The 25274-nt window shown below is 44.2% G+C and carries 18 protein-coding genes; 3 read left to right on the top strand and 15 right to left on the bottom strand.

Annotated features, from left to right (window positions below; genetic code table 11):
• Positions 1 to 52: 52 nt before the first annotated feature.
• The gene (locus H608_RS0115060) at positions 53 to 6130 is read left to right on the top strand and encodes an NACHT domain-containing protein (RefSeq protein ID WP_028788405.1); all 6078 of its coding nucleotides are present in this window, start codon (positions 53 to 55) and stop codon (positions 6128 to 6130) included.
• Between the two features lie 351 nt (positions 6131 to 6481).
• Positions 6482 to 7219, top strand: a complete 738-nt coding sequence (locus H608_RS0115055; RefSeq protein WP_028788404.1) for a DUF3108 domain-containing protein — start codon at positions 6482 to 6484, stop codon at positions 7217 to 7219.
• Between the two features lie 64 nt (positions 7220 to 7283).
• On the opposite strand, the gene H608_RS0115050 is transcribed toward H608_RS0115055, so the two are convergent.
• The 11 genes from H608_RS0115050 to H608_RS0115000 form a co-directional block, all read right to left on the bottom strand.
• On the bottom strand, positions 7284 to 7829 hold the full coding sequence (locus tag H608_RS0115050; protein ID WP_028788403.1) for a hypothetical protein: 546 nt from the start codon (positions 7827 to 7829) through the stop codon (positions 7284 to 7286).
• Between the two features lie 4 nt (positions 7830 to 7833).
• Entirely contained in the window at positions 7834 to 12036 is a 4203-nt protein-coding gene (locus H608_RS0115045) for an RHS repeat-associated core domain-containing protein (protein ID WP_028788402.1), read from the bottom strand.
• 31 nt (positions 12037 to 12067) lie between these two features.
• On the bottom strand, positions 12068 to 12382 hold the full coding sequence (locus H608_RS0115040) for a DUF3592 domain-containing protein (protein ID WP_028788401.1): 315 nt from the start codon (positions 12380 to 12382) through the stop codon (positions 12068 to 12070).
• A gap of 9 nt (positions 12383 to 12391) precedes the next feature.
• Entirely contained in the window at positions 12392 to 13771 is a 1380-nt protein-coding gene (locus H608_RS0115035) for a hypothetical protein (RefSeq protein ID WP_028788400.1), read from the bottom strand.
• A 6-nt stretch (positions 13772 to 13777) separates the two neighbouring features.
• Positions 13778 to 15571, bottom strand: a complete 1794-nt coding sequence (locus H608_RS0115030; RefSeq protein ID WP_028788399.1) for a type VI secretion system Vgr family protein — start codon at positions 15569 to 15571, stop codon at positions 13778 to 13780.
• A gap of 93 nt (positions 15572 to 15664) precedes the next feature.
• A complete protein-coding gene (locus tag H608_RS0115025; protein ID WP_028788398.1) occupies positions 15665 to 16831 on the bottom strand; it encodes a hypothetical protein in 1167 nt (388 codons plus the stop codon).
• Positions 16832 to 16863: 32 nt separating this feature from the next.
• The gene (tssD, locus tag H608_RS0115020; protein ID WP_028788397.1) at positions 16864 to 17253 is read right to left on the bottom strand and encodes a type VI secretion system tube protein TssD; all 390 of its coding nucleotides are present in this window, start codon (positions 17251 to 17253) and stop codon (positions 16864 to 16866) included.
• A gap of 102 nt (positions 17254 to 17355) precedes the next feature.
• Complete coding sequence (tssD, locus tag H608_RS0115015; protein WP_028788396.1) at positions 17356 to 17748, bottom strand: type VI secretion system tube protein TssD; 393 nt, start codon at positions 17746 to 17748, stop codon at positions 17356 to 17358.
• 182 nt (positions 17749 to 17930) lie between these two features.
• Entirely contained in the window at positions 17931 to 19256 is a 1326-nt protein-coding gene (locus tag H608_RS22550; RefSeq protein ID WP_051268363.1) for a hypothetical protein, read from the bottom strand.
• Between the two features lie 15 nt (positions 19257 to 19271).
• On the bottom strand, positions 19272 to 19721 hold the full coding sequence (locus H608_RS0115005; RefSeq protein WP_038008654.1) for a hypothetical protein: 450 nt from the start codon (positions 19719 to 19721) through the stop codon (positions 19272 to 19274).
• 209 nt (positions 19722 to 19930) lie between these two features.
• Complete coding sequence (locus H608_RS0115000) at positions 19931 to 20980, bottom strand: PKD domain-containing protein (RefSeq protein WP_028788394.1); 1050 nt, start codon at positions 20978 to 20980, stop codon at positions 19931 to 19933.
• 101 nt (positions 20981 to 21081) lie between these two features.
• On the opposite strand from H608_RS0115000, the gene H608_RS22545 reads away from it, so the two are divergent.
• Positions 21082 to 21717, top strand: a complete 636-nt coding sequence (locus H608_RS22545) for a C40 family peptidase (RefSeq protein ID WP_081658921.1) — start codon at positions 21082 to 21084, stop codon at positions 21715 to 21717.
• Here the strand turns inward: H608_RS22545 and tssO are convergent.
• From tssO to H608_RS0114975, 4 genes are read right to left on the bottom strand one after another with little or no spacing between them, the layout of a single operon-like run.
• The gene (gene tssO, locus H608_RS0114990) at positions 21704 to 22228 is read right to left on the bottom strand and encodes a type VI secretion system TssO (RefSeq protein ID WP_028788392.1); all 525 of its coding nucleotides are present in this window, start codon (positions 22226 to 22228) and stop codon (positions 21704 to 21706) included. The two genes, H608_RS22545 and tssO, sit on opposite strands and share 14 nt — an antisense overlap.
• A 26-nt stretch (positions 22229 to 22254) precedes the next feature.
• On the bottom strand, positions 22255 to 23427 hold the full coding sequence (locus H608_RS0114985) for a hypothetical protein (RefSeq protein WP_028788391.1): 1173 nt from the start codon (positions 23425 to 23427) through the stop codon (positions 22255 to 22257).
• A gap of 17 nt (positions 23428 to 23444) precedes the next feature.
• Entirely contained in the window at positions 23445 to 24314 is an 870-nt protein-coding gene (locus H608_RS0114980) for a TssN family type VI secretion system protein (RefSeq protein WP_028788390.1), read from the bottom strand.
• A gap of 35 nt (positions 24315 to 24349) precedes the next feature.
• Positions 24350 to 25273 (bottom strand): hypothetical protein, encoded by a 924-nt coding sequence (locus H608_RS0114975; RefSeq protein WP_038008651.1) that lies wholly within the window; start codon positions 25271 to 25273, stop codon positions 24350 to 24352.
• Position 25274: the final 1 nt, after the last annotated feature.

Below are 25274 nucleotides of genomic sequence, written 5' to 3'. Positions count from 1 at the left end.
AAAATCCAATAAGCGTACTAAATATTTTAGCGTATTTTAGTAAATTTGGTTTATGAAAAAAGGCAAGGGAAATATTTCTGGAGAAGTAGCTGCTGTATCTGGCATGGATTTTCAGTATTCAATATTTGCAACTGAGATTTATAATGCCTTGCTTACTGATGACAACTCAATTGAATGGATTGAGTTTGCCAGTACAGAGGCAGGAAAGATTGATGATGTTTTAATAGGGTTAAGAAATAGTGTTCTTGCTTTTCAAGTAAAAAACATAAACTCATCAAAATTTAGCTATTCAAGCTTTACTATATCCGATACACAAAGCATTTTACAGGGTATGTTTGCCGGATGGCGAAAACTTCTTTCAGCCAATCCTGGGAAATCAATAGATGTCAGACTTATAACTACACAAAATGCTTCTAATAATGATAAAATAAATTCTTTCAAGGGGGATGAAAAAGCTTCTTTCAAGCAACTTATAGAAAATTTTTGGATTCCAATTCATAATGGAAAATATGATGTCACTAATATCCCCGAAGAATGGGGGAATACCTTCCAGGAACTTTTAGCCATAACTAGCTCCTATCCAAAGGAATTTATTGACTTTATTCAAAGCACACAATTAATTTTTAATTATTCATTGCCTCTACTTTTTGACAGCTATACCGAGCAACAAAGGAGAATTGATATTGAAGAAATTGCAAAAAATATTTTCAATACAGTCGGAAAGTTTGGGAATGTACGCTATACCAAAAATGAATTTCTTGAAAAGTTTCATTTGAAAAGTCGCTATGAAAGCTATTTCAGACATACTTTTTTTGTTGATGACGCACATTTTCAGCCTATTACAGAAACTATTGACCAAATTGAAAAACTATTAAGAGATAAATCAAACGGATACTTGGCACTGATAGGGAATGCGGGTTCGGGAAAATCTACTTTACTTACAAAATGGATACAGCAGAGCAACTATCATATCTTGAAATACTATGCTTATGTAAACACAGAAATGAACTATGAATTTGGTTTTAGGGGTGAAGCCAGAATTTTTTTGCATGACCTGCTTGTTCAGATGCGTCAATCGCCATTCTTTCCCCAAAATAGGCTTCTGACTGAAAACTTTAATGATTTGCAGAAACATTTTGGTGAGGAACTAAATAAACTTTCCTATCACAACCAAAAAACTATAATTATCGTTGATGGTTTAGACCATATTGTAAGAGAACAAGACGTAGAAAAAAGTTTAATTGGAATACTTCCGTCACCTGATAATATACCAGAGAATATTTATTTCATTTTAGGGTCAAGGACTGTTGAGAATTTAGATAAGTTAAATCCACGGATATTTAACTCCCTTAAAACCGAAAAAAGGATTATTCATATAAACCCATTGACTAAAAACCGAGTCCAGAATTTTTTAAATTCCTACAACATAAATATTGCCGAAGAAACGTTTGAAAAATTATATACTAATACATTGGGGCATCCGTTATTTCTCCGCTATACTATCGAAGAGATAAAAAACCTGCCGCAAGAAGATTTACATCAAATTATTTCAGAGAGGGTTTTTAGTGGTGATATTTACAAAGAATACCAGGTGTTTTGGGAAAAAAATAAAAGACAAGATGACTTTGTTGAAATTCTCGGGGTTGTATCAAGGTTCAGGCATTCTGCTTTTGATATAAGCATTTTTAATTCATTTCCAAAAATTACAAGAGAAGATTTTCTTAGGATTAAATTACTTTCAGAGAACTACTTTTATAAAATAGGAACAGTTTGGCAGTTTTTTCATAATAGTTTTAAAGAATTTCTTGTTGCAGAAACAGCAAAAAATATTCTAACAGGAGAATATGACTGTAATCTTGATAAAGGCTTTCATTTAAAAATTTGTGAAGTTGCAAAAAAAATAGATACTGGCTATAAATGGAATGAACTGTATCATTTATACAAGGCTGAAGAATTTGAATCTGTTTTATTGTTAGGAACCCAGACTTATTTCAGAAAGCAATGGTTTGACTTTAGAAACTACAGGCTTATCAGAGAAGACATTCAGCTTGCAATTGAAGCAGCACGAAAAACAAAAGAAATTTATTGCTTGTTTGGGCTTATGCTGGCTAATTTTGAGATAAAGCAACGCTATAATAATTTTACACCCGGCGATTACTTTAGCACTTTTTACGAGCTAGGGCAAACAAACCTTGCGAACTCCTTTGTTTATGACAATGTTGAGCTTCTTGTTTCTGAAAAAACTGCTTTAGAATATTGCAGTAATATGTATCAAAAGGATTTTAAGGAACTTGCTTATTCGATTTTCCAAAAAGCCAGCCCCTCGTATATATTAAATCATTCAAAAACCGTAAGCCCAAGTAGATATGACAGAAAAAATTACAGTCAAGTTGATGAAATAGAACTTATATGTGCTTGGGCTAAAGCGGCTTGCTTGTTTTTACCAATAGAGAAAATCCTGGAACAAGTTAGTTCCATTTCGATAGAGGAAGGATATGATTCCCGGAGTAGAAACCTGTATTCAGAGGTGTTTTCTGAAATGTTGGATGTAAGTATTTCAAGCAATAATGAAAATAATTTAAAGTTCCTTGAGGAAATTCTATTGCGAAGAAATGATAAAAACAATTTATTTTATTTTTACTTTGATATTGCTACTGAGCTTCCAGAGCATATTCCTTTCTATACGCATTCTATTGAAAAACTAAGTTTATGGGAGATCTCAGAGAATAATCCAATAAATAGACGCCTTCTTTGGGTTTATCTTTTTAAATACAAGAGTATTGAAAAGGCGATGCCCATTTTTGATAAGTTGCTTCCGCCTGTTAATATACCGAAACAGGAATTATCATTTGATGACACCAGTATTCTAAATTATATCTTTGACTATTCAGCTTTTTATTATATCATCTACAAACAATTTTCTGAATCCCAGTTTCGTTTTTTACCGACCGAAGATAAATACACCAAAATTGCATTTTATAACGCATTTGCTGAACTTGGTAAATCTTATGCTTACATATATCACAATTACAAAGACGCCGCTTTAGGGTTTTATACTCATTTTGAAAATTTTCTCCACCTATTTAGGTATGATCAAACGGATTATGGGTATGAATATTCTATTTCGGAGAACAAATCTATACTCATCAATCTGGTTCTTAAAATCTCCTCTAAGCTCTCAACAGATAACTTCAATGAGATACTGTCAAGACTGGAAGTGGAATGGGATACACAACAAGCATTTTGGAGAATAAATCAGATTCAAACAATTATTGATTATGTTATTGAATTGTGCTTGAATAATGAGTGGTGTAAAAACCAACTTAAAAAAATAGATAAACATCTTTTTGAAAGGGGCTATTTAGATGACAGAATTGATAAAGCAATACGGCAAATTAATTTGTGGTGTCAATTAGGCGAGACTGAGAAGGGCAGCGAACTTATGCAAAAAGTCATGGAGATTTCTCTTAGTGTTAGAGGCGAAAAGGACAATCAGCTTGATTATATCGTTGGTTTCTTGCATAAGATGTCAGGGGATATTTCGAAGGAAATAGAATACTATTTAGCGAAAATTAATTCATTGTTAGAGAAGGTAAATTCAAGAACCCATACCCCGTCTATTGAGCTGCTTGCACTTGCCTTGAAATACGGTAATGGATTTGAGGTTTTTAAATACTTACTTTTTGAAGGCTTAATATCATTTTGCGATGCAGTTGAAATATTACTAGCACATCTAGTAACCAAGTTGCCTGAACAAAGGGTTATAATAACAAAACTATTTACGAGAGTGGTGATGGCATTTGACAATAATCATGGGGCAAGATGGAGATTTTTTGAAAAGCTATTAAACCCGATAGCCACTTTGGATAAAGCAGAGCTTGAAGAAATCGTAAACGAGATTTCTATTTGTTCTATTCAAGAATATAGAGACGACTATTTGGTAAAAATTCAGGAGTATGCAAATTCAAAAGAAATTAATTGCAAGGATGTGGGCTTACATCATGCGATAAAAGAAAAGGAAGGGTATAATTCTGTAGATACGAAAGTTATCGAGTTAAGTAATGGCAATAAAATGACTTCTGATGAGGTTTGTGCGCAAGTTAAAGATATGAAGCACTTGACAGAGTTGAAGATAAATGCAAAATATTATAGCACCTTTGATTGGAGCCCAACTTATGCCAAGCTGTTTCAAACAGCGTCAGATGAGGAAATTTTAACATTTATTGAAAATGGCAAACATGAAGCGAGAGAGCTTTCAAACATTGCAAAAGAGCTTATTAAAAGCAATAAGATAGAAATAGCAAAGGATATATTATACAGAGCCATTAAAGCGGGAGAAAAAAGTGGGTGGGTTACATTTTATGATGGCGGTAGCAAAATTGTCCCTTTTGAATTGCTATCACAAATTGAAGAAAAAAAATTTTTTCAACAGGTTGTTTTTGATGATTATTCAAATAGTGTTTCTTCTTTTGAGATTGAAACCACAGAAATTCAAATTAAAGATGTAGCTAAAATATGGGGGCTCTTTTCCGATGAGCCCGATTTCCAGAAATTATTTACAGACATAAAAGAATTTCGAACCGAACTTTTAAAAGGGGAGGCAGTAGATTTATCCACCCCAGTTGTAACTGGAAATTTAGATGATACAACTTTGCTTAGCGAGTTGCTATTTTTTGTATTAACATGTCCAAGTGACTTTAATTATTCCGTTTACGAAATACTATCTACCAATTACCCGATAACAGGATGTATTACCAAAAACCTTCTTGAAAAATTATATGAAAATAAATTCTACTCAAAGTATGTTAAGCTGTTAGCAGTGTTAAATAATAGGACTGATTTTACAGTAAAAGAATATTCAGAAAACCTCATAGCCTTGCTTAGTAATAGCAGGTATGATATTTCAACAATTGCTTATAGAATATTGGAAAGTGCCAATATCAACCCTGAACATTATATAAAGCTACAAACAAAAGAGCTTCCGTTTATTTATGGTATAGAACTTGATTATAAACCTTCTTTTTTTGGTTCAAAAGATTCTGAACTCAAGAACATTAATAAGAAAGGCTTTTTAAAGGATACTGATGATATCTTAATTTTAGTGAAGCTATACCTTACAGAGATAAAGCTGCTTAGTCATGAAACAAATATCCCTGTCATCAACATTGCACAGAGAGTAATGCAACTCGCAAAAGACATGGAATTCCCTTCATGGTGTAGTTCAATTTCAGAGGAGGAAATAAGAAAAATTTACAGTGGTAGATTTGATTTGGAAATCTCTTACAAAAGGCCACGAAATCAGTTGGTTTGGGATGGGTTAATGAAAGTAATCAAAGAATTTGCGGAACTTGAATTAATCGATAGTGAAATGGCAGACGAATTAGCAGATAATTTTGATGAAGATGCTTTTTTATTTAACACAAAACCTAAGCCTGATTTTATAGGGTCAATACTTGAAGGGACATCTTTAAGGGCACCTTCTTCAAGGAAAGAATGGGTGACAGAAATTGGCGACGAGTATCTTGAGCAGGCTCTAATGTTTAGAAAAACCCATAATATTTTTATTCTAGCGGAACATTCAATTATAAAAGGTATGGGATGGGGCCATAACGAAGAATTAAGGCAAAGTTTTATAAGCTTTGACCCTGATATTGATTTTGGAAATGATCGAACTTTGATTTTTAATCTTACTTCCAAAAACAGAGTTAAAGATTACCTCTCTTTGCAAAATAGGGGCATTATTCTATATAATGGATTACTAACAATAAATAAAAAAAGGAATTGGCTGGCAATTAACCCGCTGCTGTGCAAAGATTTAGGATTGCTATTAAACCATAATGAAGGCTGTTTTAGGTGGGATGATAAAGATGGCAATAAAATCTTTGAATCTGTTTATTGGCAATTACATTCGTTTGATAATTATAGCAGAAACCATGATTCAGAAGCAGGATATGGTTGGTATGTAATTATGTATGAGCAGGGATATAAGTTGCTCAAGGATATTGTTAGAGATAAGGTTTTATATCAACATAAGAAAATCTCAAGACATATAACCTATCGCCAGGATAGGTACAATACCGATATTGATGAAAGCAATTTTGTAAATAAATCAGTGAAACTAATCCTCTGAAACTTTACCCGCTGCCATTCAAATCGCCCTTGAATAAATTACAACACAATATCAGAAAGCTCACTAAATACTTATTTGCAAGGCCAACGGTAGTTAATCATTTTAGCATACTTTTCTTTGTGCCAATTTTGAAACATAATAACTAATACAATCTTCTTCATTTGAATAAAAATGGTTGCTACAAAAGTCTGCTTCTATACCATACCCGCAAGTCCGCGAAAAAGGGATTATATGCCATAGTAAATACCCTGAAAAGGTGGTTCAGGCATTGTTTTGAATAGTTCAGCAGCTTTGCTGCCATCCGAACATGCGCTGTTTATTATTTTTAAACCCTAACCTATTACGAAGTTTATGCAGAAGTATTATAAAGGATGGCTTTTAATGTTGTTTTCAGCAATAACCTTACACATCTCCGCGCAGACAACGATGTCTGCTATTCAAAATAATGACAAACTTGTTCCCTTTACCCAGCAATACCTGCAGTATACCGAGACCAAAGAAGGCCTGATTAATTTCAATGCTATTCTTACACGTAGCGTAGAAAAATCCACTTACCAGGGACAACCGGCCTGGCTCATCATACAAACCTATCAGACGAACAAGAACATTAATAAAGATTCAAGCTTCTGCCATTTGCAGACACTGGCGCCCATAGCCTACTTCACGGATATAAAAACGGAGAGTTATAAAGAAAACGTATTCTTTGCCGGCGATACCATCGCCAACAACATTTATTTTAAAGACAGTATACAACAGTTTACACGAAAAGCCGCCGATGTGTTTAACGGCGTAATGACGGATGACCTGGTAAGCGTGCTCCCTTTCGCCCCTGGCAAAGAGTTCCAACTGAAAACAGTCAACCCCGGACTGCACTATTTTGAATATACCACCCGCATTGTGGTAGATGACAAAGAAGAAATAACCTTACCTGATGATAAAAAAGTGGTGTGTTGGAAGTTGCGCGTATACCAGGGCGCGGGCAATAGTTTTGCGACACATTGGTATTCCGTCGACAATCATCGTCAGTTAAAAACGAGATCAGTTTTTAAAAACGGAAATGCCTTTGTACGGGCAGCTATTGCCGGTTAATTCAAATGGCTTGCTTATTCACGCAAAGTGGTAGAAAGAAATTTTACGCTGCCCGCTTATCAAATTAACCTGCCGTTCCCGCCTTGTCAAACTTCAACCCCTTGATGCCGTTCGCTTCGGCAAAATCAATAAATTTATCTGTACAGAAATAAAAGTTGTTGATCTTTTCATCGCGGAACAGGATCTGATCTTTTACTGCCGGGAGACGGAAATTGATATCTGTTCCGCGCAGCATTTCCATCGATTGTTTGAAATCCATTCCATCCAGATTGATGGCAGGGACGATATTCAATACATTTACATAAATAAATTTACCCGGCACTTCCTGTATCGATATGGGCAGACATTGAACCTGTCCCGGTAGCAACGCTTCGAGTGCTTCCTGGAATTCCTGTCTTATTACCAGCGTGGCTGCATAACAACGGGCATCAAAATCATTTACTTTTCCCTTTTGCAATTGATCATGTGACAGTCCGAACACTTCCTCTGTCCAGGAGCCACCCGCTTCAACCGGCTGCCCCTTGTAACCTGCAAACCTTCTCACATCTTCCTTTTCAATAAACGTCAAATCCGTATACTTAAAGTCTGTGCCCAGTTTGAATATAGTCATAGTACTACCAAATCTTATTATTAAACAATAGATCGTTTTGTATCGATTCCAGTTCCGACAGCACGCCGTCACGCCCTCCGAGCGTTTCAGCCATTTCCAATCTGTCCGCCACATTCTGGAAGTACTCATTGGTGTGGATCTCTCTGTGGTATGCACCAGGCTGTGTACTGTTCGGATCCATGTGCCGCAGATAGATACCATTCTCTGCACTGTTTACATCAATGTTGTTGCGATCAAGGATATCCCGCGCTCTTTGTGCATCCACGTTGGTATGATCACCGGCCACGATGTGGTGTGCCGCCGATCCTTTTTCTTTCCGCCATGCGCGCTTCATGTATCCCTTCTTCTTCAACTCCCGCTGCGCCTTGTTGATGTTCTTCCGTAATGCTTTTGTACAGGAGAAACCAAACGGATCGATCCAGCCTGCCGGGTCATGCACATATCCGTACAATGCCATACCTCCCGCCAGCCGCAGATCATCCTGGCTGATATACATGCCTTCCTCGGGCGCATAGTACCGGAAGCGGTTATAGGCCAGTCCCGTTTCCGGATCTTCGTATTGCCCCTGATAAAGATAGTTACAAAATCCTTCTTCGCCTTTCAGCATCACCGCCTGACCATAACTGTTCAATTCACGGCTCCAGACCATGTCGCCGGCTTCATTATAACTTTTGATCGGCGTTCCAAGGTGATCGGCTATAATACTGTATGATTTCCCGCCTTTGATTTTACCCACAGGCACCATGCTGTCCTGTTCAAAGATCCAGGTAATGAGATCATTGGCATTGCTTTCCCTTGCTTCGAATTCTTTCCATTCATGCAAGGGTACATTTGCATCCCATATCCAGCGCGTGATCGTGGATTTGTATCTTTTCCAAATCCTGCGTCCCAGGGCATCGTAGCCGAATGTCACTTCTCCTTTGTCCGGACGGATTACTTTTTGCAACATACCGGCGCCGTTCCATTCATATTCCCACACACCGCCGTTGCGTTCCGTTTTACGGACCAGGCGGCCTTCTTCATCATATTCGTAAGTACCATGCCGGGATGTGAGCAGACGACCGCCTTTGCCGTATTTCCTGTCATGACGGTCCCTTGTTTCAAAGAGATTACCTGCTACGTCCGGCACACGGTATTCAACATTGCCGCTGCTGTAAATCACTTCCGCCAGGTTGCCATGCACATCGTGTACGAGTTGTTTTTGTCCTGTTTCCGTGTCAACTACTTTTTTCAAACGGTTGCTTCCCTCCCAGGTATACTGGCGGCGATGACGTGTACGCTTCTCCTGCAAGGTTTCCTGGTTAACCAGCCGTCCTTTTTTATCGTATTCAAATTTCTCGCGGATATCGCCGTTCATTTCCCTTTCAATGAGCTGGCCTTTCTTATCATACCGCATCCGCGCTTCATACGAACCTGCTCTTACCAGCTCAGGCAGTCCGGTTTGTATATTCAGTTGCGCGATGATGTCTGCACCAAGACTACTCTGTAGTCGCTCACGCACGCCATTTTTATTGAAAACATTTTTGATCCAGTCTTCACCTTGTGTTTCTTTGATCACACGGCCCAGCAAGTCGCGCTGAAAAGCAACAGTCTGCTGATCATTGATGGCCTGCAACATATTACCCATCACATCGTATTCAAAACTATCACGCGTACCGTCGGAATATAAAATATGAATAGGTTTGCCGTCGCTGTTATAAGCATAGCGGGTATTCCTGCCGCCGGGCTTTTCCACCTGCACCACCTGACCCGAGAGATCGCGGAAGTAGCGGCGTGTTAATCCATCAAACCCTGTTTCGCTGATCACATTCCCATCGCCGTCATATTCGTAGAGATAATATTCATTGAATTCATTCCGGACATATTGCAGCTGGCCTTCCTTGTCGTAAGCGAGGTTCACTTCAATACCACCCTGAATTCTCTTTACAATGTCACCAAAGAAATTATAAGCTACCTGTACGTTCACATAGTTGTCTGTTGCCGACACAATGTTGTCATTGGCATCGTAAGCAAAGCGGCGCATATCGCCGTCGGGATCGATCAGTTGTGTTACACGGCCTTTCAGATCATAACGCCTGATATGATGGTTATTCTGCGGATCGGTGATCTTGACGCAATTGCCAAGCTCATCGTAGGTAAATTTTACCAATCCTTTTCCTGCCGGCAGTTTTGCTTCCGCCAGGTTGTACTGCCTGTCGTACCAGAATTCAGTAGCCGCTTCATTGGCGGAAATGGTTTGCAGCAATCCGTTGTGGTACGTATATTTCATCGTTTCGCCCTCGGGATTGATCGTCTCCAGTACATTCCCGGCTTCATCATATTTGTATTCCCATGTTGCATTGTTGGGCAACCTGGTAGAGGTTAGCAAATGCTTGTCATTGTAGGTCATGGATGCTTCCCCTCTGCCGGGAAGTCCCATTTTCACCACGTTGCCGGCCTCGTCGTATTCAAAAGTATGTACAATGCCAATCTCATTTTTTTCCGCCATCAGGTTATGGTCGCCATCGTAGGTAAATATTTTTTCTCCGCCTTCGGGATTGATCTGGCGGATCACCAATCCCTTGCGGTGATAGTAATGACTTTCTTTGCCGAGGCTGTTGGTAACGATCGTATGACCGGGCTGGTAGTCGAAGAAATAGCTGAACAAACCTTCCGGTCCTTCCGCTGCCGTACATCTTCCTTCGCGGTCATAGGTAAAGGAGAACTGCGTTCCTTCTTTGAATTTCCGCGTTACCATGTATGTTTTATCCCATCCGAACTCATCACTGTACCCATCTGCATCCGTCATGCGGATCATGCGGCCTTCTGCATCGTAAGTGTATGCGATCGGCGTAAAGGTTCCTTCTCCCGATGGATGCGGAATTTCCAGTGAAGCGATCCGGCCATTGTCATCGTTGTGCACCAATATCTGACGGCCCGCACTGTCGGTAATTTCTTTCAGGCGGCCGTTGGTATCGTATTGAAAACGGATGGCAAATCCATTGCGGTTAACGATACTGCGAACGGGCTTCAATCCGTCTTTATCTGCCGCATTATGGAAATAAAAATAAAGTCCTTCTTTGTTATTGACATAATACTCTCCGTTGTCGATATCGCGGTGCAATTGGTATTTTTCAACCGCGTTGAATTCGCTTTGCCCGGGCGACAAAGCGGAGAAAGCGATACCTCTTCCGTGTGAGTCGTTGATCAATACCAATCCTTCCTCTTCCAGTATTTTCATACTGATATCGTAGGTATGAATAATACTTTTACCAAGGCTTCCTTCGTAAGCGGTATCACTGTAGTAGTTTGCTTCCCAGGTAAAGGGAATAGGTCCGGGTAATGAAAATCCTTCGAGGCGGCTGGCCATGTGACCACTCGCTGCGTCCACCGGTTCGCCGAGGTATTTACACAACTTCGGTTGTATGCGGGCGCCGAATTTACTGTACTTCGGAAATTTCTTGCTGAGTGCTTTGTTGAGTTTGGTCAACGCTTTGCCTAATCCTTTGCGCGCCAGTTTGCCGCCACCTTTCAGAATGCCCATCATGATCAGCGCATTGATCAGATCGGCCAATCCCATTTCGGGATATACACGTGCACCACCAACGATCACAGGCCGTCCGAGCGGCAGCACGATCATGATGCGCGTAGCATAGTCGTTGTACAGCGCCGTGGGACTGTTCATCAAAATTTTTCCCAGCTCATTGCAACTCCAGGCCGGATCCATGTGTGTGCTCTGCTTCAAGCCCTGGGAAATAACGGTTGAACTGCCCATGCTGATCTGTCCGTCATGTGGTGCAAGAAAAGGGAACCAGAATAAAGGTTTGGGTAGTACCAGGTGCAGCAGGCTCAGTTTTTTGGCGATGGCGCTGGCACCTTTGAATTTCGCAGGGATCGGCGGCATGGTCGGTGGCATACCGAGCAGGCTGGTAGTGGCGCCACCTCTGTAAAAACCATTTACCGTAACGGTTCCTCCCATGGGCGCGGGCTGCAGCGAGAAGCCTTTGCCTTCGGTATAAGTGGGCATTGCCGGAATGGTTACGTGGATGTAATCCATCGGATCAAATACCAATGCACCAAACGGTGTGATGGGACAAGGCGTGATAAAGAACGGTACTCGTAACATATGAAAGTCGAGGCCGAGCACAATATCAAAATGCTTGGCAGCCGTCATCGGTTGTACGGATGGCTGCTTAACCGGAGGGGGAACTGTAATACGTAATGCCATAACGCTTTTCAGAGGTTGCCAGTAAAAAAACTTATTTCACATCCGTCACTACATCCGCTGGATTGGCCGGGTTGTAGAAAATGGGAACGGTTTCACCTTTCTCATAATCTTTTAACACCAGTTTCGCATCCACGGTCAATGGTTTGTCGGTACCAGGCGGTGTGTACACCACACGATAACCCGGGTCCGTATAACCACGTTTGGTTCTGATAGCGCCACCATATACATAAGAAACTTTTCCTTCAGCCGGTTGGTAACCGGAGAAATCTTTCGCAGGTGTTTTATTGGTACAACCAAAAAATCCCGCTATGGCCGCTATCAGAAAATATCGTTTTGAAAACTTCATACGTTCTTTTTATTGATCCACCAGCAGTGCATCGTCGAAGATCTGCTGCTCTCTTTTTTTCATGCTTTGTTTGCCGTCCGGCATTTGCATATACCAGCGTTTGCCCCAGCGTTTTTCCAGGTCTTCGAACCAGTCGCGGTATTCTGCAATACGGTCCATACCGGCTTTCATCATCTGTTGTGCATAGAAACGCGACATGGCATTTCCATCCACATAAGCTTTATCATCTTTCACCAGCAACCAGCCATCGGCAAAGGTTTTGCGTGCGGCTTTTACTTTTCCCTGTTTGCGCTGACACATGCCCATCATCTGGTGAATGCCTGTGAGCACCACGTTGTCGCCACTGTCGCGATACTTTTCGATGCATTCGGCATAACCGTTTTCTGCCTCTTCGTATTTTTCGCGCAGCAAAAACATATTGGCTTTGGTAATCCTGTATTGTACGATCAATGCCTTGTCTTCGATCTTTGCCTCGGCTACGGCTACATCGGCGCGGCTTATTGCCTGATCGATTTCGGTAGCGGCACGTTCGTATTTTTCGGTGGCCATAAAATAGCCGTGTGTGAAAAAATGTACCACGGCTTCCATGTGCGGCCATTGTTGCTGAATAGCGATCCGCAAACATTCGTCGCGGTACAATTCAATATCTCTTTCTTCGCCACGGCCGATCGCTTTGTTTAATTCCAACAAGTTTTTCTGAAAGGAGGCAATGGCTTTGTCTTCCGGCCTTACCGCGGTAACCATGGCCTGTTCGGCTATCTGGCTCATCGCCCCCGGCATATCGAGATCGGGATAAAGCCGTACGAAAATGTCTTTATAACTTTTCTCCAGTCCTTCGTATAAATGACTACCATAGAGATCGAAAACGAGTAGGCGGACTTTGCCGCTCACACCAGCTTTCAATATGGCATCGAGCCATTTTACAAATTCTGTTGGCGCGTAGTTGGGCTCCGGCATCAAGGCCATTACCAGGTAATCTTCGCCTTCGCCGGTAACCTGCAATGATTCGGCGAGTTTATTGAGGTTACGGGTAAAATAAACTTCATCGGCATCCTGTTCGTCACCTTCGGGTGACCATTCCACTTTGCCATGTTCGTCGCTGAGTGCATGCTGGTTCCAGGCATCGATATAATCCTTCATGCCGTTCACCAATTGACGTCCGTAGTTTTCCGGGGAGCGGAATGGGTGATGACTGCAAAGGAATACATCAGGCAGACCGGCTTCCACGGTCATCTGCACCATTACAAATCCTTTGATCATGCGGTAGTCGACTGTGCCGGTGCCCATCATACAGGCAAGGCGCATGTGTTCGCGCCCAGGCTGGCGTGATTCTTCTTCCCATAACGCCTCGAGAAGGCGTACCCGTTGTTTAACAGCATTCTCCTGCATGGATCATCAGTTGATATTAACCTTGGCACCTTGTACGTTGGTGTCGCCGGATGCCGCCACTGTGATGGTGCCGCCGGTAACATTGGTTTCTGTTTCCCCCATAATGTTGACGGATTGCTTACCGAGTACATCCACGGAATCGGGCACCACGGTGAAGCCGGAGTTCGAACTTTCAGAACCGGAAGCGGCGGTAACCGACTCGGTACCCACGATCGTCACATTTTTACCCATGATGTCGATAGTGCCGTCTTTCTTCATGGTAATAACGCTCAGCCCATCTTCACCGCAGGTGAATGTCATCGTTTCCTTACTGAACACATTCAGGTTGCCCTTACCGTCGATCAGAATGTTGTTGCCATTCTGATCTTCGATGAACACGCTACCGTCTTTATCGTTCAACACTACTTTGTTTCCGCTGCGGCTTTGCAATGCTTTTACATCGTTGCCGGCATTACCAAAAGCATTGTTGGCTTTGCTGTGATAGACCGCACCCACCACATAAGGTTTGATGGCACTGTCGCCTTCAAAACCGGAGATAATCTCCTCACCTACTTCGGGAATGAAATACATCCCTTTACCACCGCCGGCATGCGGCGTGGTCACGCGGATCCAGGGACTTTTCTCCGCGCCGTTCATCCAGTGATATTTAACACGCACACGTCCGATGCCGCGCGGATCGTTGTTGTCGGTAACGATCGCGCTTTGTGTTTCGCAATGTGGTTCGGGGAAAGGCGATACCGGCGGCAGTTTGATGCTTGCCGGTATGGCTACAAAATCATTGTTGTAATTGCCCTGGCCATCCACAAAGTGATTGGCCGCAATGACGGTAAACTCACCGTAGGCTTCCGAGCTGGCATCGAAGGCATTGTTGCCCGATACTTCCACCTGTCCGCCCAATGCCACACCGGGATGACCGCTGTTGCCATTGAAACGTACATGGCTGCTGCTGCGCATGGCTGAACGGATGTTCACTACATCGTCCAGTTGTTTTTTATTGGTAAGGAAATGATTGTTCCATGATTTGGGTTGAGAACCGTACACAGTACGGCTTGCCTGCAGTACGTGTTTGCCAAGATCATTAAGACCGGCTTTGTTCTCGATACCATCGGGCGAACTCGTATATACTTCACTGTTCATGTAATCCCAGGCCATCATCTGCATATCAGCGGGGCGCACCTGCAACGCCATGTTGAAACGGCTGAGGTTGCTGCCGAAAACCAGCGAAGCTTTTTCGGAAGCGGCGGGCGGGCCAACGATCAGTTTTTGTCCATCGTAAAAAAACCACTCACCATAGGTAGCGCAAAGACGTTGCAGAAACTGCCAGGCAGTTTCCTTGTATTGCACGGTATAGGCCAATGTTTCGGGGTACAGCGGTGCTACTTTGGGATTGAGCAGGTTTTGCGGAAAAAACTTCAGCACATCCTGCGCGATATTTTTAACGGCTTTCTTTTCCCAGCTTTTGCAATGCGGGCCGCTGTCGAGTACAATGGTGGGACTGAATCCGGAGATCACCACATCACCATGATAACTGCCGAAGCGGGCCGTTTCCACCTGGGTAACGACACCGGAGAATTTGAGTTGTGCACCGGAGAGATCGTCGGCTTTGATCTGCGCGGTGAGCGTAGCGCCCATCATATCGCGCGAAGAAGTGAATACGCCGGAAGTGCCGTCAACGGATTCGGCAGGGCAGATCAGTCTGAATGTGTGGTGTTCAAATATACCCTGTGACAGGGTAAAAGACGAGAACTGGCTGATCGGAGTTCCGTTGATGCTGATTGTGCTATCTACGAGCTGCGCCATAAAAAAATGTATCGTTTATGGTTTTAAAATATATACCCGGGAGGCTGGTAGCAGGTTTTTGCCAACAATTATATCATAGGCAATGTCCGGATGCTACCGGCCCGGCCACAGGTTATTCATGTTTATGTTATTCAAATTAATGCCTGCTTTTGCAGCCTCTGCCTGTTGCCAGGCTTTGAGCTGATCGGGTGTCATCGACTGGAAGAACTCTGTCATCTGATCTGCATGAGTCAGTTCCGGCCGCATGGACTCCAGGGTTGATTTCAGTTTCTGTTCGCCGATATTCAGATCGTTGAGTTCGCGATGCTGATCGAGGAACTGTTGTAATGTTTGTGTCTGAAAACGTTCAGGCCGGTAGCTTTCCATTTGCACACCCAGTGTGGATTGACAATCGCGGCGGATGGCTTCCATCAGTTGTTCTTTCAAAGAAGGGTCTTTGAAGTAGCTGGATGGCGAAAAGAGTGTGTCGTTGAACATTTTCTGGTAACGCGCTTTGAGTGCTTCAAAACTCAGCGTGGTAGCGGGATTGCGGCGGAGATTGGGATATTGCCGCACTTTCCGCTGCATCACTTCATACAGGTTAAAAAGATACAGAAAAAAAATTCCCTGGCGCAGTAGCGGATTGTCGGGAAAAGTCAGGTGCGTACCGTGTCCGAGGTTGTCATCTTTTAAACCTTTTACCGGCACACAATCCCAACGTGTATCGCGCGTACTGACGGTATACATTTCTTTTGAGTTCTCGATACGGCTGTGCGAGTAGGAATCGCCAAGCCTGTGCAGCAACATACCAAACTTCAATGAAGCGGGATGTTCTGCATCGAGTTGTTCTGTTGTTTTTTTCCGTTGGAAATCAGAGCTGCGTACAAGGTTGCTTGCATTGTTGGGTGCAAGTGCGTGCAGGTTGTATTCAACCGAATGCCGCCAGTCATTGGGGATCGATTGGCTGGCGCCGCCGAGATTTGTTTCCCTGTCGTTCAGGCCCTCGCGTACGGGTTTCGTTACGCGGTCGATCTGATCGGATACAAAATTGCGCGAGCGTTCCCATATCGATTGGCCACCGCCTGAGGCGGAAGACTGCGTAGAAGACAAGGCCCGGCTGGCAGGTGTTTTGCAATAAAGTATATGAATATGCGCGGCATCGAACCAGGCTACCTCATCGGGCATCTGGGCCAGCACAGCATGGCGGTAAGCGAGCTTCTCGTCGAAGCCTGCGGCCAGTGAAGTGTAGTAGACGGTGTAGTAGTGACCTGATTCTTCCATTGTGACTTGCGTTTATCGAAGGGAGATAAAAATCAACCCGGCCAGTTGTTCTTGAAACTGGAATCGTTCAGCTTCAGTTCTTTTGCGCTGAGCAATACCGTTACCTGCATGGGAAACTGTCCGTCGTGGCGGTATTCTTCCTGGTAATCGACGCAATGAGCGTCGGAGAAATTGAGCGTTTTAAGTTTGCTCATCGTATCACGCCGGTAAAAAGTGATGATACCACTTTTTGTCTGCGTGGGACTGATCATCCAATCGAAGAGATCAGCTTTGCCGGTGCTTTCCACGGTGAGTGCAATAGAACCTCCCTGAGGTTTGGATGAGGGCCGGCCTGTTGCATCGGTTACCTGTGTAAACCGGAAATTGCAATAGAGCACATTGCTGTCCTCCCCGTCGATCGTAAGTTTTGCAATAAATGACATACACCAATGCTTTAAAAATTCCGGCCGGAAGACGGCCGCTTGGAATGGTTGAGTGGAAAACAACAGGCAGTTAAAAACTGCCTGTTGCATAAAAAGCGCTTATTAGTTCTTCACCCATTCGTTGGCGTGAGAACCGTTGCCTGCTGACATTTCACGGGCACTGATGGTGAATGTCTCTGTGATGGGATTAGCACCACCCGCGTCATAATTTTCGCGGTACTCGATCAGGTATCCTTCCGTGAACTTCAGCTCCTTCATGGTAGCTTCAGAATCTCTTTTGTAGAATACGATCGATCCGTCCTTTCTTTCGAAGTTGTTACACATCCACTCGAAGAACTTTGTATCACCGGTAGACTCTACGGTCAGGGTGATCTTACCGCCTCTTGTGATAGAAGAAGGACGACCTGTTGCGTCGGTTTCCTGTTTCATTGCATAGTGACAGTTAAGCACGTTTACTTCGGCTCCCGCCACTTTCAGTTTTGCTTTGAATGACATAAATGTGAGATTTAAGGTTAAAAAATAAATGGTATAAAGACCAATAAAAAATAAAAACATGGTTGTGAAGCGGGTGAATAGTGAATAGTGAATCGTCAATCGTCAATACTTCTGTATTCACTTACTACTTACTACTTACTACTTACTACTTACTACTTACTACCCGCCTGTGATCGCCGGCTTTACGCAAACGCTGCTTCCTGTTGATATCTTGATGTCCAATCCGTTTTTTCCTGACTTTCTTTCTCTTTATGTCCTTCCAGTTTGAGCAAAAATGTTTTGGCAGGAAAATAAGGTGTTAGATGAATATCCAGGTACACCCTGTCCTTTCTTGCCGGATCCTGTTCAAATCTTCTGATCGAAAAATTCTCAATGAGCTTGCCTGCCCCCGTTACGTTATCCAGGAAACGAACGATCTCGGCATTCAGTTCCTTTCTCGTGCGTGAGTTAAAGTTTTCGAAGGACTTACGATTTAAATAATCCATCAATACTTTAATCACATAATCAAATACACGCACCACTGAGTAGGTTTGCAGTCCAAGGTTTTCTCCTGTAAACAAGGTACGCGCCGAGAATGCAATGATCTGGTTCTGTTCTTTTACCATCGGTATCAATCCCAGCTTTTCCAGTCCGGCTACTTCTTCTTTCCGCAAGGGAAACCTAACGCCCCGTGCGTCATGAATGATGCCAAAACGCCGGCCGGCTACTACCTGCGACATTACCGTTTTGTAAAGCCTTCCGGCCAGTGCCGCCGAAGGTGGTATGTATAAATGTTCTTCTTCTCCATATATAGTATATCGCCCGCGGCCTACCAGCCAGTTGCAGGTCATGATCACATTCGACCGGAAGACATCCGGGCCTGTGAGTCCGGCTTCGTCAAACAATTCCATCACGTCATCCGGCTTATCCAGGTTGGCAAAATCTGTGATCAGCATCACCTTGCTGCCATGTGCCACTTTCGCCCAGCGATCGACAGCCGCGGTACTTCCCAGGTAGCCGGGTATCACCAGCATGCTATAATTATCACTCAGATCGAGACGGTCATATTTATCAATGAACTCTTTGCTTACGGCCTGTAAAAACGAAACATTGTCTGCATCAGCTAACTGCTCCAGCGAAGCATTCAGAAAAACTGCATGTGTAACTTCCTGTTCACCGGCATTTTCAAAAAACATGGCCGCACTGCGGTAGCCTGTTTCAATTGGCCTCACCGCGTCGAGCAATTGTTTGCGGGCCAGTGTCAGTGCCTGTTCTGTAGCATAAAGCTCTTCGTGGCAATAGCCGATCAGTTGTTCTACAGTGCCTTTTTCCTGCAGCAATGCCGTCCATAATTGTATCGCTGATTGTTGTTCCTGCGCGGCAGCGCTATCCTTTTCTTCAGATACGCAAGACAGTTCACCTGTTACCGGATCTTCCGTTAAAAAGATACTCACATCATTGAAGAGTGTCTGCAGCAGTGACTGCAGTTGATCGCCGATGGTGTCAGTATAGGTTGCTGTTGATTGCATATTAATATATAATGCTCAGCGTTTCATTTTCTTAGACAACGACAACAATTTCTCGCGGAGCGCTTCCCACTGCTCCGGATCGTTGAGTACCTGTTGCAGTTGTGTATTGGAACGAAGCTGACGTATCATTTTCTGTTGCTGCGCCCGTTTCGTTTCCAATGCACTGATATAATTACTCTGACCTTCCATTGCCCGTACGGCAAAATCATCGATCGAATGAAACCGGAATGATTCAGTGACAGTCTTTCCTGCCGCATTGCGGAAAGGAACCTTTACAACGGGTTTATAATATTCAAACAACTGAGAAAGGGAGCGCACCTCCTGTGCGAGCTCCGGTTTGGTGGGATTTACATCGGTAAACTTACCGGTAAATAAAACGCGGTTAAAAGGGATCTCCACAACTTTTTCATACGGTGATTCGAAGAAATCATGGCCGTCGATTCCATATGATTCAAGCTGTGGCATGCTCTTTAGCGTTGGTTTTATAAAGAGTAGCTTGTGTATACAAGATAAACGAACTAGCTATAGCAACAAAAAAATTTTGTTGACGGAAACTTGTCGTTCATATATAGTCAAGCTTCTGAATATGAATGAGGTTTAACTCGCCAATTGCCAAACAGGAATTATGCCACAAACAATAATTGAGGGTTTTTCCCGATAATAATCAAAATGTTCTAAAACACTTTTTCAAGCAGGTTCTCGCGCTTTTTGAGGTTTACGACAAGCGCCACAATGCAGTTGGAGCGCTCGTTTTTCACCAGTTGTACATTTAACCGCTTGATCTTCTTGGAGCTTTTCAATGATGCGATCTTGTTACATAATTCGGTGAAAGTGACTTCGGAGCCGTTGAGACTCACTTGTATATTGAGGTTGTCGCAGAGGTATTTGGCAAAGCTTTCGGCGTTCTTGTAGCCGTTCGCCACCGCTTTCAATTCCGTTTCAAATTGTTCGCGTGAGATATCCGGGGCGCGCACGATCTGGGGCGGCGCTGCGGGTTGCGAAGTAGTGGGCAACTGTTCATTCAACGGACTGGTACTGGGTTTGGCTGGAACGATGATCACCCCTCCTCCACCCGATGGCTTCGGTGCCTGTTTGGGTAATGGATCCGGCGCGGGCGTGTTCACTACAATCTTGCAGATAGCGGTCTGTCGCGGATCGTTATTCACGATCAGCGAAACGGTTTTCAATCCGGGGGAAGTATATACATAAGAGGCTGACCGGCTGGTGGCATCGATGGTGGCCGTTTCACCAAAGCGCCATTCCCACTGACCTGCACCAACGGTGCTGTCGGAAAACACAACAGGCTTGCCCACTTCAGCAGATTGGGGACAGAGGATCTTCGGTGTCAGCAAAGGGTCTTTTACCACGGGAGCCGGCGATATCAGCACCGTTCTGTATTCGGTACAACCGCCGTCAACGGTTACTGTCACCGTGTATTCGCCGGGCACATCATAGGCATGCGCTACCGAACCGACTGTTGTTTCATTACTTTGGTCGTCACCGAAATTCCAACGCCAGCGGGAGAAATTCTTACTGGTCGTTTCAAAACGAACCACTTCGCCTGCGTGATAATGCAACGCATAACTGTTGATGGTAAAATCGCCGCAAGGCTTGTGCGTCTTGAATTTATATGCCATAACAAAAAAGGATACGACGGCCACGGCGATCATCGACAACACAACTTTTTCGTCGAGGTAGGATCCTGTTAATTTTCTTTTAGGCATAAAATCAGATTTAACAGCAATTCGTAAATTTGGTATGTTATTGGTTTCGGGAAACCCGCTACGGTTTTATAATGAACGTGGTAACTATCAAACAACCTCTCATGCGAACCATTACTCTTATCGTTCTCAGCCTCGTGGCCTTCACTCAATTTTCCTGCCATTCATCGCGCAAAGCGCAGAAGGATTACAGTACCATTATCATCAAAACAGAAGACACGCTTTATGCGGCGGTACCGGAGCCCAAGGCGGTGTTGTCTGCCGAAGACCAGGCCATCCAGGCGAAGTATTCGGGTTATCTCAAAACACCACCGGACAGCGCACTCAATCTCAAACTCTACCGCTTCATCGACTATTGGCTGCATACGCCGTATCTCTGGGGCGGCACTACTAAAAAAGGCATCGACTGTTCCGCTTTCATCCAGCGCCTTCTCTCAGATGTATATGCCATCGAAATTCCACGCACCTCTGTTCAACAATTTTTCACCGATAATATAGAACCTTTCGGCAGCCGTCACTATTTAGCGGAAGGCGATCTCGTTTTCTTCCGCACCATGAAAGGCAAAGTGATTTCACATGTCGGACTTTATCTCGGCAACCGGCGGTTCGTCAATTCTTCCTCCACTTATGGTGTAAGCATTGCCAATTTGGATGAACCTTACTGGAAATCTAAATATGTGGCGGCGGGAAGAGTAAAACTCAAAACGCCTCCCAACCATGCCACCGCTAAAAATCCGTAGCGGCATTATTCGCTCTGCGGCACATATCCAGGTCTCTTAATGCATTCTGCAGGTCACGCTGCGTTTCGGCATACTTCGTTTTGTACTCGTTCAGCTCCTGCGGCACGTTGCCCATCGACACGGTTTGATTCACCGCCTCCTGGTAACGAAGAAATACATCGATCACATCTTTATTCAACCGGGCATACATACTGCTGTCTTTGTATTGAAGATCGGACAGCTCGCGTATTTTGGCCGCTATCTGCTGGTTGAGGTACACCAGGTTGGTGCCGGGCTTCTTCAACGAATCGATCATCACTTTGGCATCGTCCATGTTCTTGACAAATTTTTCCTGTGCCTGCGCCTGCGTACGGTAGCGGCCTACTTCTTCGCGAAGCATTTCATTATCCTTATGCGGAATGCGTGTATCAAAATATACCGCACCGACAATCATCAGCACAGCCAGTAAAAAGAAGGCGAGGAATTTCCAGAAGGCGTGATTTCTTTCTCGTGCATTCAGTACTTGAGCCATTGGTTCGTTGTTTAGGTTAAACAGATTTACTCAGCCAGGAAACTGTTGCGTCTTTTTTCCTGGAAATCGGCATCGGGCAGAATGGCCTGCTCTTTAACGAAGATGCCGGTTTCGCGTTTCTTACCGATATAATCAAGACCTGCCAGGCTGGAGAATACGAGCGACATGGTACGCGTAAAATCTTCGAGCCGGTCGATCGAGGTTTTGATATCGAGGTGATGATAATTATTGTTACACAGTTCGGTAATACTGCTTTCCACTTCTCCCTGCGACACACCACACCATTCGGTGAGGTAGTTGATGAGTTCCTCCTTGATCGTTCCCAGGAAAATGTCCAGTGAATTCTTGATCAGCCTCGCCAAACCGCTTACACTGCCGATGAGGTGAACCGGCGGCTGATGAAGAAATGCCGGGCGTAAGGAAGGTGTTTGTGCTGCGAGATATACCAGTACGTTTTCACAAATTTTCTGTACGGAAATAGCCAGGTCGTTGTCTTGTTTTTTCTGCAGGATTTTTTGAACGATCTGCAAGGACCAGCGTTCCATTTTTCCTAAAAACAGTTCCGTGGCAGCGTGTACTTCCAGCAGGCTCTGGTGTGCGTTAACGGCGGCCACCGGCGGAATGTATTCTTCGTCAAGACTCACGCGTTGTTCTTCCACGATCAAACGTCCTACAGGCACCTGGTATCCGCCGAGGCTGTGCGGGTTGGTTTCATCCACCGGCATCAGGTGCAGGGAGTATTGGGAAATGACATGCGGCAGACGCGGAGGCGTTTCGCGTGTAGCCTGCCCTACTGCTACGCGAGCGTAGGGATCAACGGCCAATACGATATAATAAAATATCTTCTGGCCGCCGGAAGCCTCGAGTCTTGTTTTCAGTCCCGGAATTTCAGCCTGCAGTTCTACGGAGGAAAGCGCGGTGTCCTGTTGCAGCACGATCACATGTCCGCCGCGGGTAACCATGCGGCAATCCATTACGCGCAACGTAACGTTATGCTGGTTATCGGCATTGAGCCAGAGTTTGATGCCCTCCGACAAGGCAGGCAAGGGAAGCAAACCATAGTTATGGTCGTTCAGGAGGATCGTATTACCCTGCGCTTCGCGGTAGACCGCAGCCTGCTGATCACCGATAAAATGCGTCTTGTTGATCTTCATGCCGTCAACCCAGTTGACGTAGAGAAATTCCTTCGGATCGGTCATGTGTCTTGATTTTCGGTTTATGATATGCGACTACAGATGATGATATCGTTTTCTTTTATCTTATTGACAAAAATGGTCCGGTCTGCATCGATGTATCGGGTGATGAGATGATACCATTTGGGTTTTTTATAAAAAATCCATCCCGATGGTGCGCCGCTTTCACTCACATAGCGGATGGTGTCGTTGGCGTGACGGTCGTTGTAGTCATTGATGAAATAATAAAACAACTGACCAAACTCCATGTCCACCGGTGCTTTCGCGCGGAAATTGGTAAAATATTTATCGGTAGGTTTTTTCTGAAATTCAAAACTGATCACCAGCAGGTTCCGTAGTTTGCCCAAGTCGGGTTCTGCCACCGATTCATGCACGGGATAATGCCACTGGCGCAAAATTTTCGGACGGATATCGAGGGCGGTAAGATAGGTCTGGTAAACAATACGCGGCAGCAGGAAACAAATGCCGGCCGTAGCCATGGCGAATTCCAGCCCTTCCCTGTTCACCACCCGGAAGGTCATGATGAAGAAGATACAGCCAAGCAAAGTGACGGCCAGTGACAACAACATCTCGGCCCAGAATGAATCTGCATCCACCCATTTCAGAAAGCGGCGCATACTCCATACGTTGATGATACCAAAAGCAAGAAACAATCCCTGCATCAATATAAAATATTGCAGGTAACTATTGAACCAGGAGAGAGCCATTACAAAACCGGTAAGCCCGATAATTGCAGCCGCAACTACTACATATATCAGCGTGTTGCGTGCAAAAGGTTTGAATGCGCCACGGATTTTGTTGACCACAAAACCCATGACCACAGCCAGGCTGATGAAGCCGATGCCCAGTATTGAAAACAAGCGTCCGATATCAGGTGTTAACCATTTTTCCATCATTGTTGCGCTATTCTTGGGTGGTGGTAATGATTTTATAAAACAGATGAATATCCCAACACTATTTCACTTTCTTCACTCAATGTCATATCCGCTTCGCTGCGGTTGATCTCTACGGTAAATATAATATCGGCTTCCACCGGTGCAAAGAATCTGTTGAATGTTTCCAGGATCAATGCATGGCTGCCTCCTTCGGTATATTGTGTCACCCTGCTGTTGCGCAAGGGACCTATCACATATTCCAGCACCGGGTAATCTTCGCGGAACGTGGTGCCGCAAATCATATCACGGCCCAACTCCAATCCTCCGAGTCCGGCGGGAACAGGTTCTTCTTCACTGTAACGGCGTACCACCTTTACTTCTTCCAGCAGCAGGAAGCGCAGGCAATCCTGCATCAGTTCCATATCGCCGGCAATTTTATGTGCGTAAGGAATCAGCACAAGCAAGGAAGCCACCGTCGCGGACGGCAAACCATCCGGTATATTCCAGAAGGTACGGAAAAACTCCTGCAACGCACCTTCCTGCCAGCCGCCTAATAAAGCAGCTTCATTTTTTTCCAACTGTACCTGCTGGTAAAAGAACTCATTTTCAAACGGACGAAAGAACTTGCGGATCTCTTTTTCACGAATGGCTCCATTGCGTGAAGATTGCGCCATGTTCAATACTTCTTCGCCGCTTTGTCCGGGTTGAAAAAACATCCCTTCGGGCAACATATCATAGAAACCCGGGCGGGATAATTCGAGTTGCAGATAAGAGCGGTAAGGCTGCGAACCTTCCAATGTTATATCCAGCAGATCCGGCGCATATTCGCGCAGGAAAAAACCGCTGTTGGAAGCCAGCACATCACGGAGCCGCAAACCTTGCTGCAGGGCCTGTGCCACCAGGGTTTCGGTACGGATATCCGCCCGTCCGTTGCGGCATTCTTCCATCCATTGTATCAATATTGCTTCGTTGTCCATA

The sequence above is a fragment of the Terrimonas ferruginea DSM 30193 genome, assembly GCF_000425585.1.
In the GTDB taxonomy this organism is placed as follows: Bacteria; Bacteroidota; Bacteroidia; order Chitinophagales; family Chitinophagaceae; genus Terrimonas; species Terrimonas ferruginea.
This window is presented reverse-complemented; position numbering and strand designations above follow the sequence as displayed.

What these genes read in the sequence shown, in the direction of transcription:
- H608_RS0115030 (WP_028788399.1), bottom strand. Translation starts at nt 15,571, where the DNA reads ATGGCGCAGCTCGTAGATAGCACAATCAGCATCAACGGAACTCCGATC.
- tssD (WP_028788396.1), bottom strand. Translation starts at nt 17,748, where the DNA reads ATGTCATTCAAAGCAAAACTGAAAGTGGCGGGAGCCGAAGTAAACGTG.
- H608_RS22545 (WP_081658921.1), top strand. Translation starts at nt 21,082, where the DNA reads ATGCGAACCATTACTCTTATCGTTCTCAGCCTCGTGGCCTTCACTCAA.
- H608_RS0115035 (WP_028788400.1), bottom strand. Translation starts at nt 13,771, where the DNA reads ATGCAGGAGAATGCTGTTAAACAACGGGTACGCCTTCTCGAGGCGTTA.
- H608_RS0115055 (WP_028788404.1), top strand. Translation starts at nt 6,482, where the DNA reads ATGCAGAAGTATTATAAAGGATGGCTTTTAATGTTGTTTTCAGCAATA.
- H608_RS0115060 (WP_028788405.1), top strand. Translation starts at nt 53, where the DNA reads ATGAAAAAAGGCAAGGGAAATATTTCTGGAGAAGTAGCTGCTGTATCT.
- tssO (WP_028788392.1), bottom strand. Translation starts at nt 22,228, where the DNA reads ATGGCTCAAGTACTGAATGCACGAGAAAGAAATCACGCCTTCTGGAAA.
- H608_RS0115005 (WP_038008654.1), bottom strand. Translation starts at nt 19,721, where the DNA reads ATGCCACAGCTTGAATCATATGGAATCGACGGCCATGATTTCTTCGAA.
- H608_RS22550 (WP_051268363.1), bottom strand. Translation starts at nt 19,256, where the DNA reads ATGCAATCAACAGCAACCTATACTGACACCATCGGCGATCAACTGCAG.
- H608_RS0115045 (WP_028788402.1), bottom strand. Translation starts at nt 12,036, where the DNA reads ATGGCATTACGTATTACAGTTCCCCCTCCGGTTAAGCAGCCATCCGTA.
- H608_RS0115050 (WP_028788403.1), bottom strand. Translation starts at nt 7,829, where the DNA reads ATGACTATATTCAAACTGGGCACAGACTTTAAGTATACGGATTTGACG.
- H608_RS0115040 (WP_028788401.1), bottom strand. Translation starts at nt 12,382, where the DNA reads ATGAAGTTTTCAAAACGATATTTTCTGATAGCGGCCATAGCGGGATTT.
- H608_RS0115025 (WP_028788398.1), bottom strand. Translation starts at nt 16,831, where the DNA reads ATGGAAGAATCAGGTCACTACTACACCGTCTACTACACTTCACTGGCC.
- H608_RS0114980 (WP_028788390.1), bottom strand. Translation starts at nt 24,314, where the DNA reads ATGGAAAAATGGTTAACACCTGATATCGGACGCTTGTTTTCAATACTG.
- tssD (WP_028788397.1), bottom strand. Translation starts at nt 17,253, where the DNA reads ATGTCATTTATTGCAAAACTTACGATCGACGGGGAGGACAGCAATGTG.
- H608_RS0114985 (WP_028788391.1), bottom strand. Translation starts at nt 23,427, where the DNA reads ATGACCGATCCGAAGGAATTTCTCTACGTCAACTGGGTTGACGGCATG.
- H608_RS0115000 (WP_028788394.1), bottom strand. Translation starts at nt 20,980, where the DNA reads ATGCCTAAAAGAAAATTAACAGGATCCTACCTCGACGAAAAAGTTGTG.
- H608_RS0114975 (WP_038008651.1), bottom strand. Translation starts at nt 25,273, where the DNA reads ATGGACAACGAAGCAATATTGATACAATGGATGGAAGAATGCCGCAAC.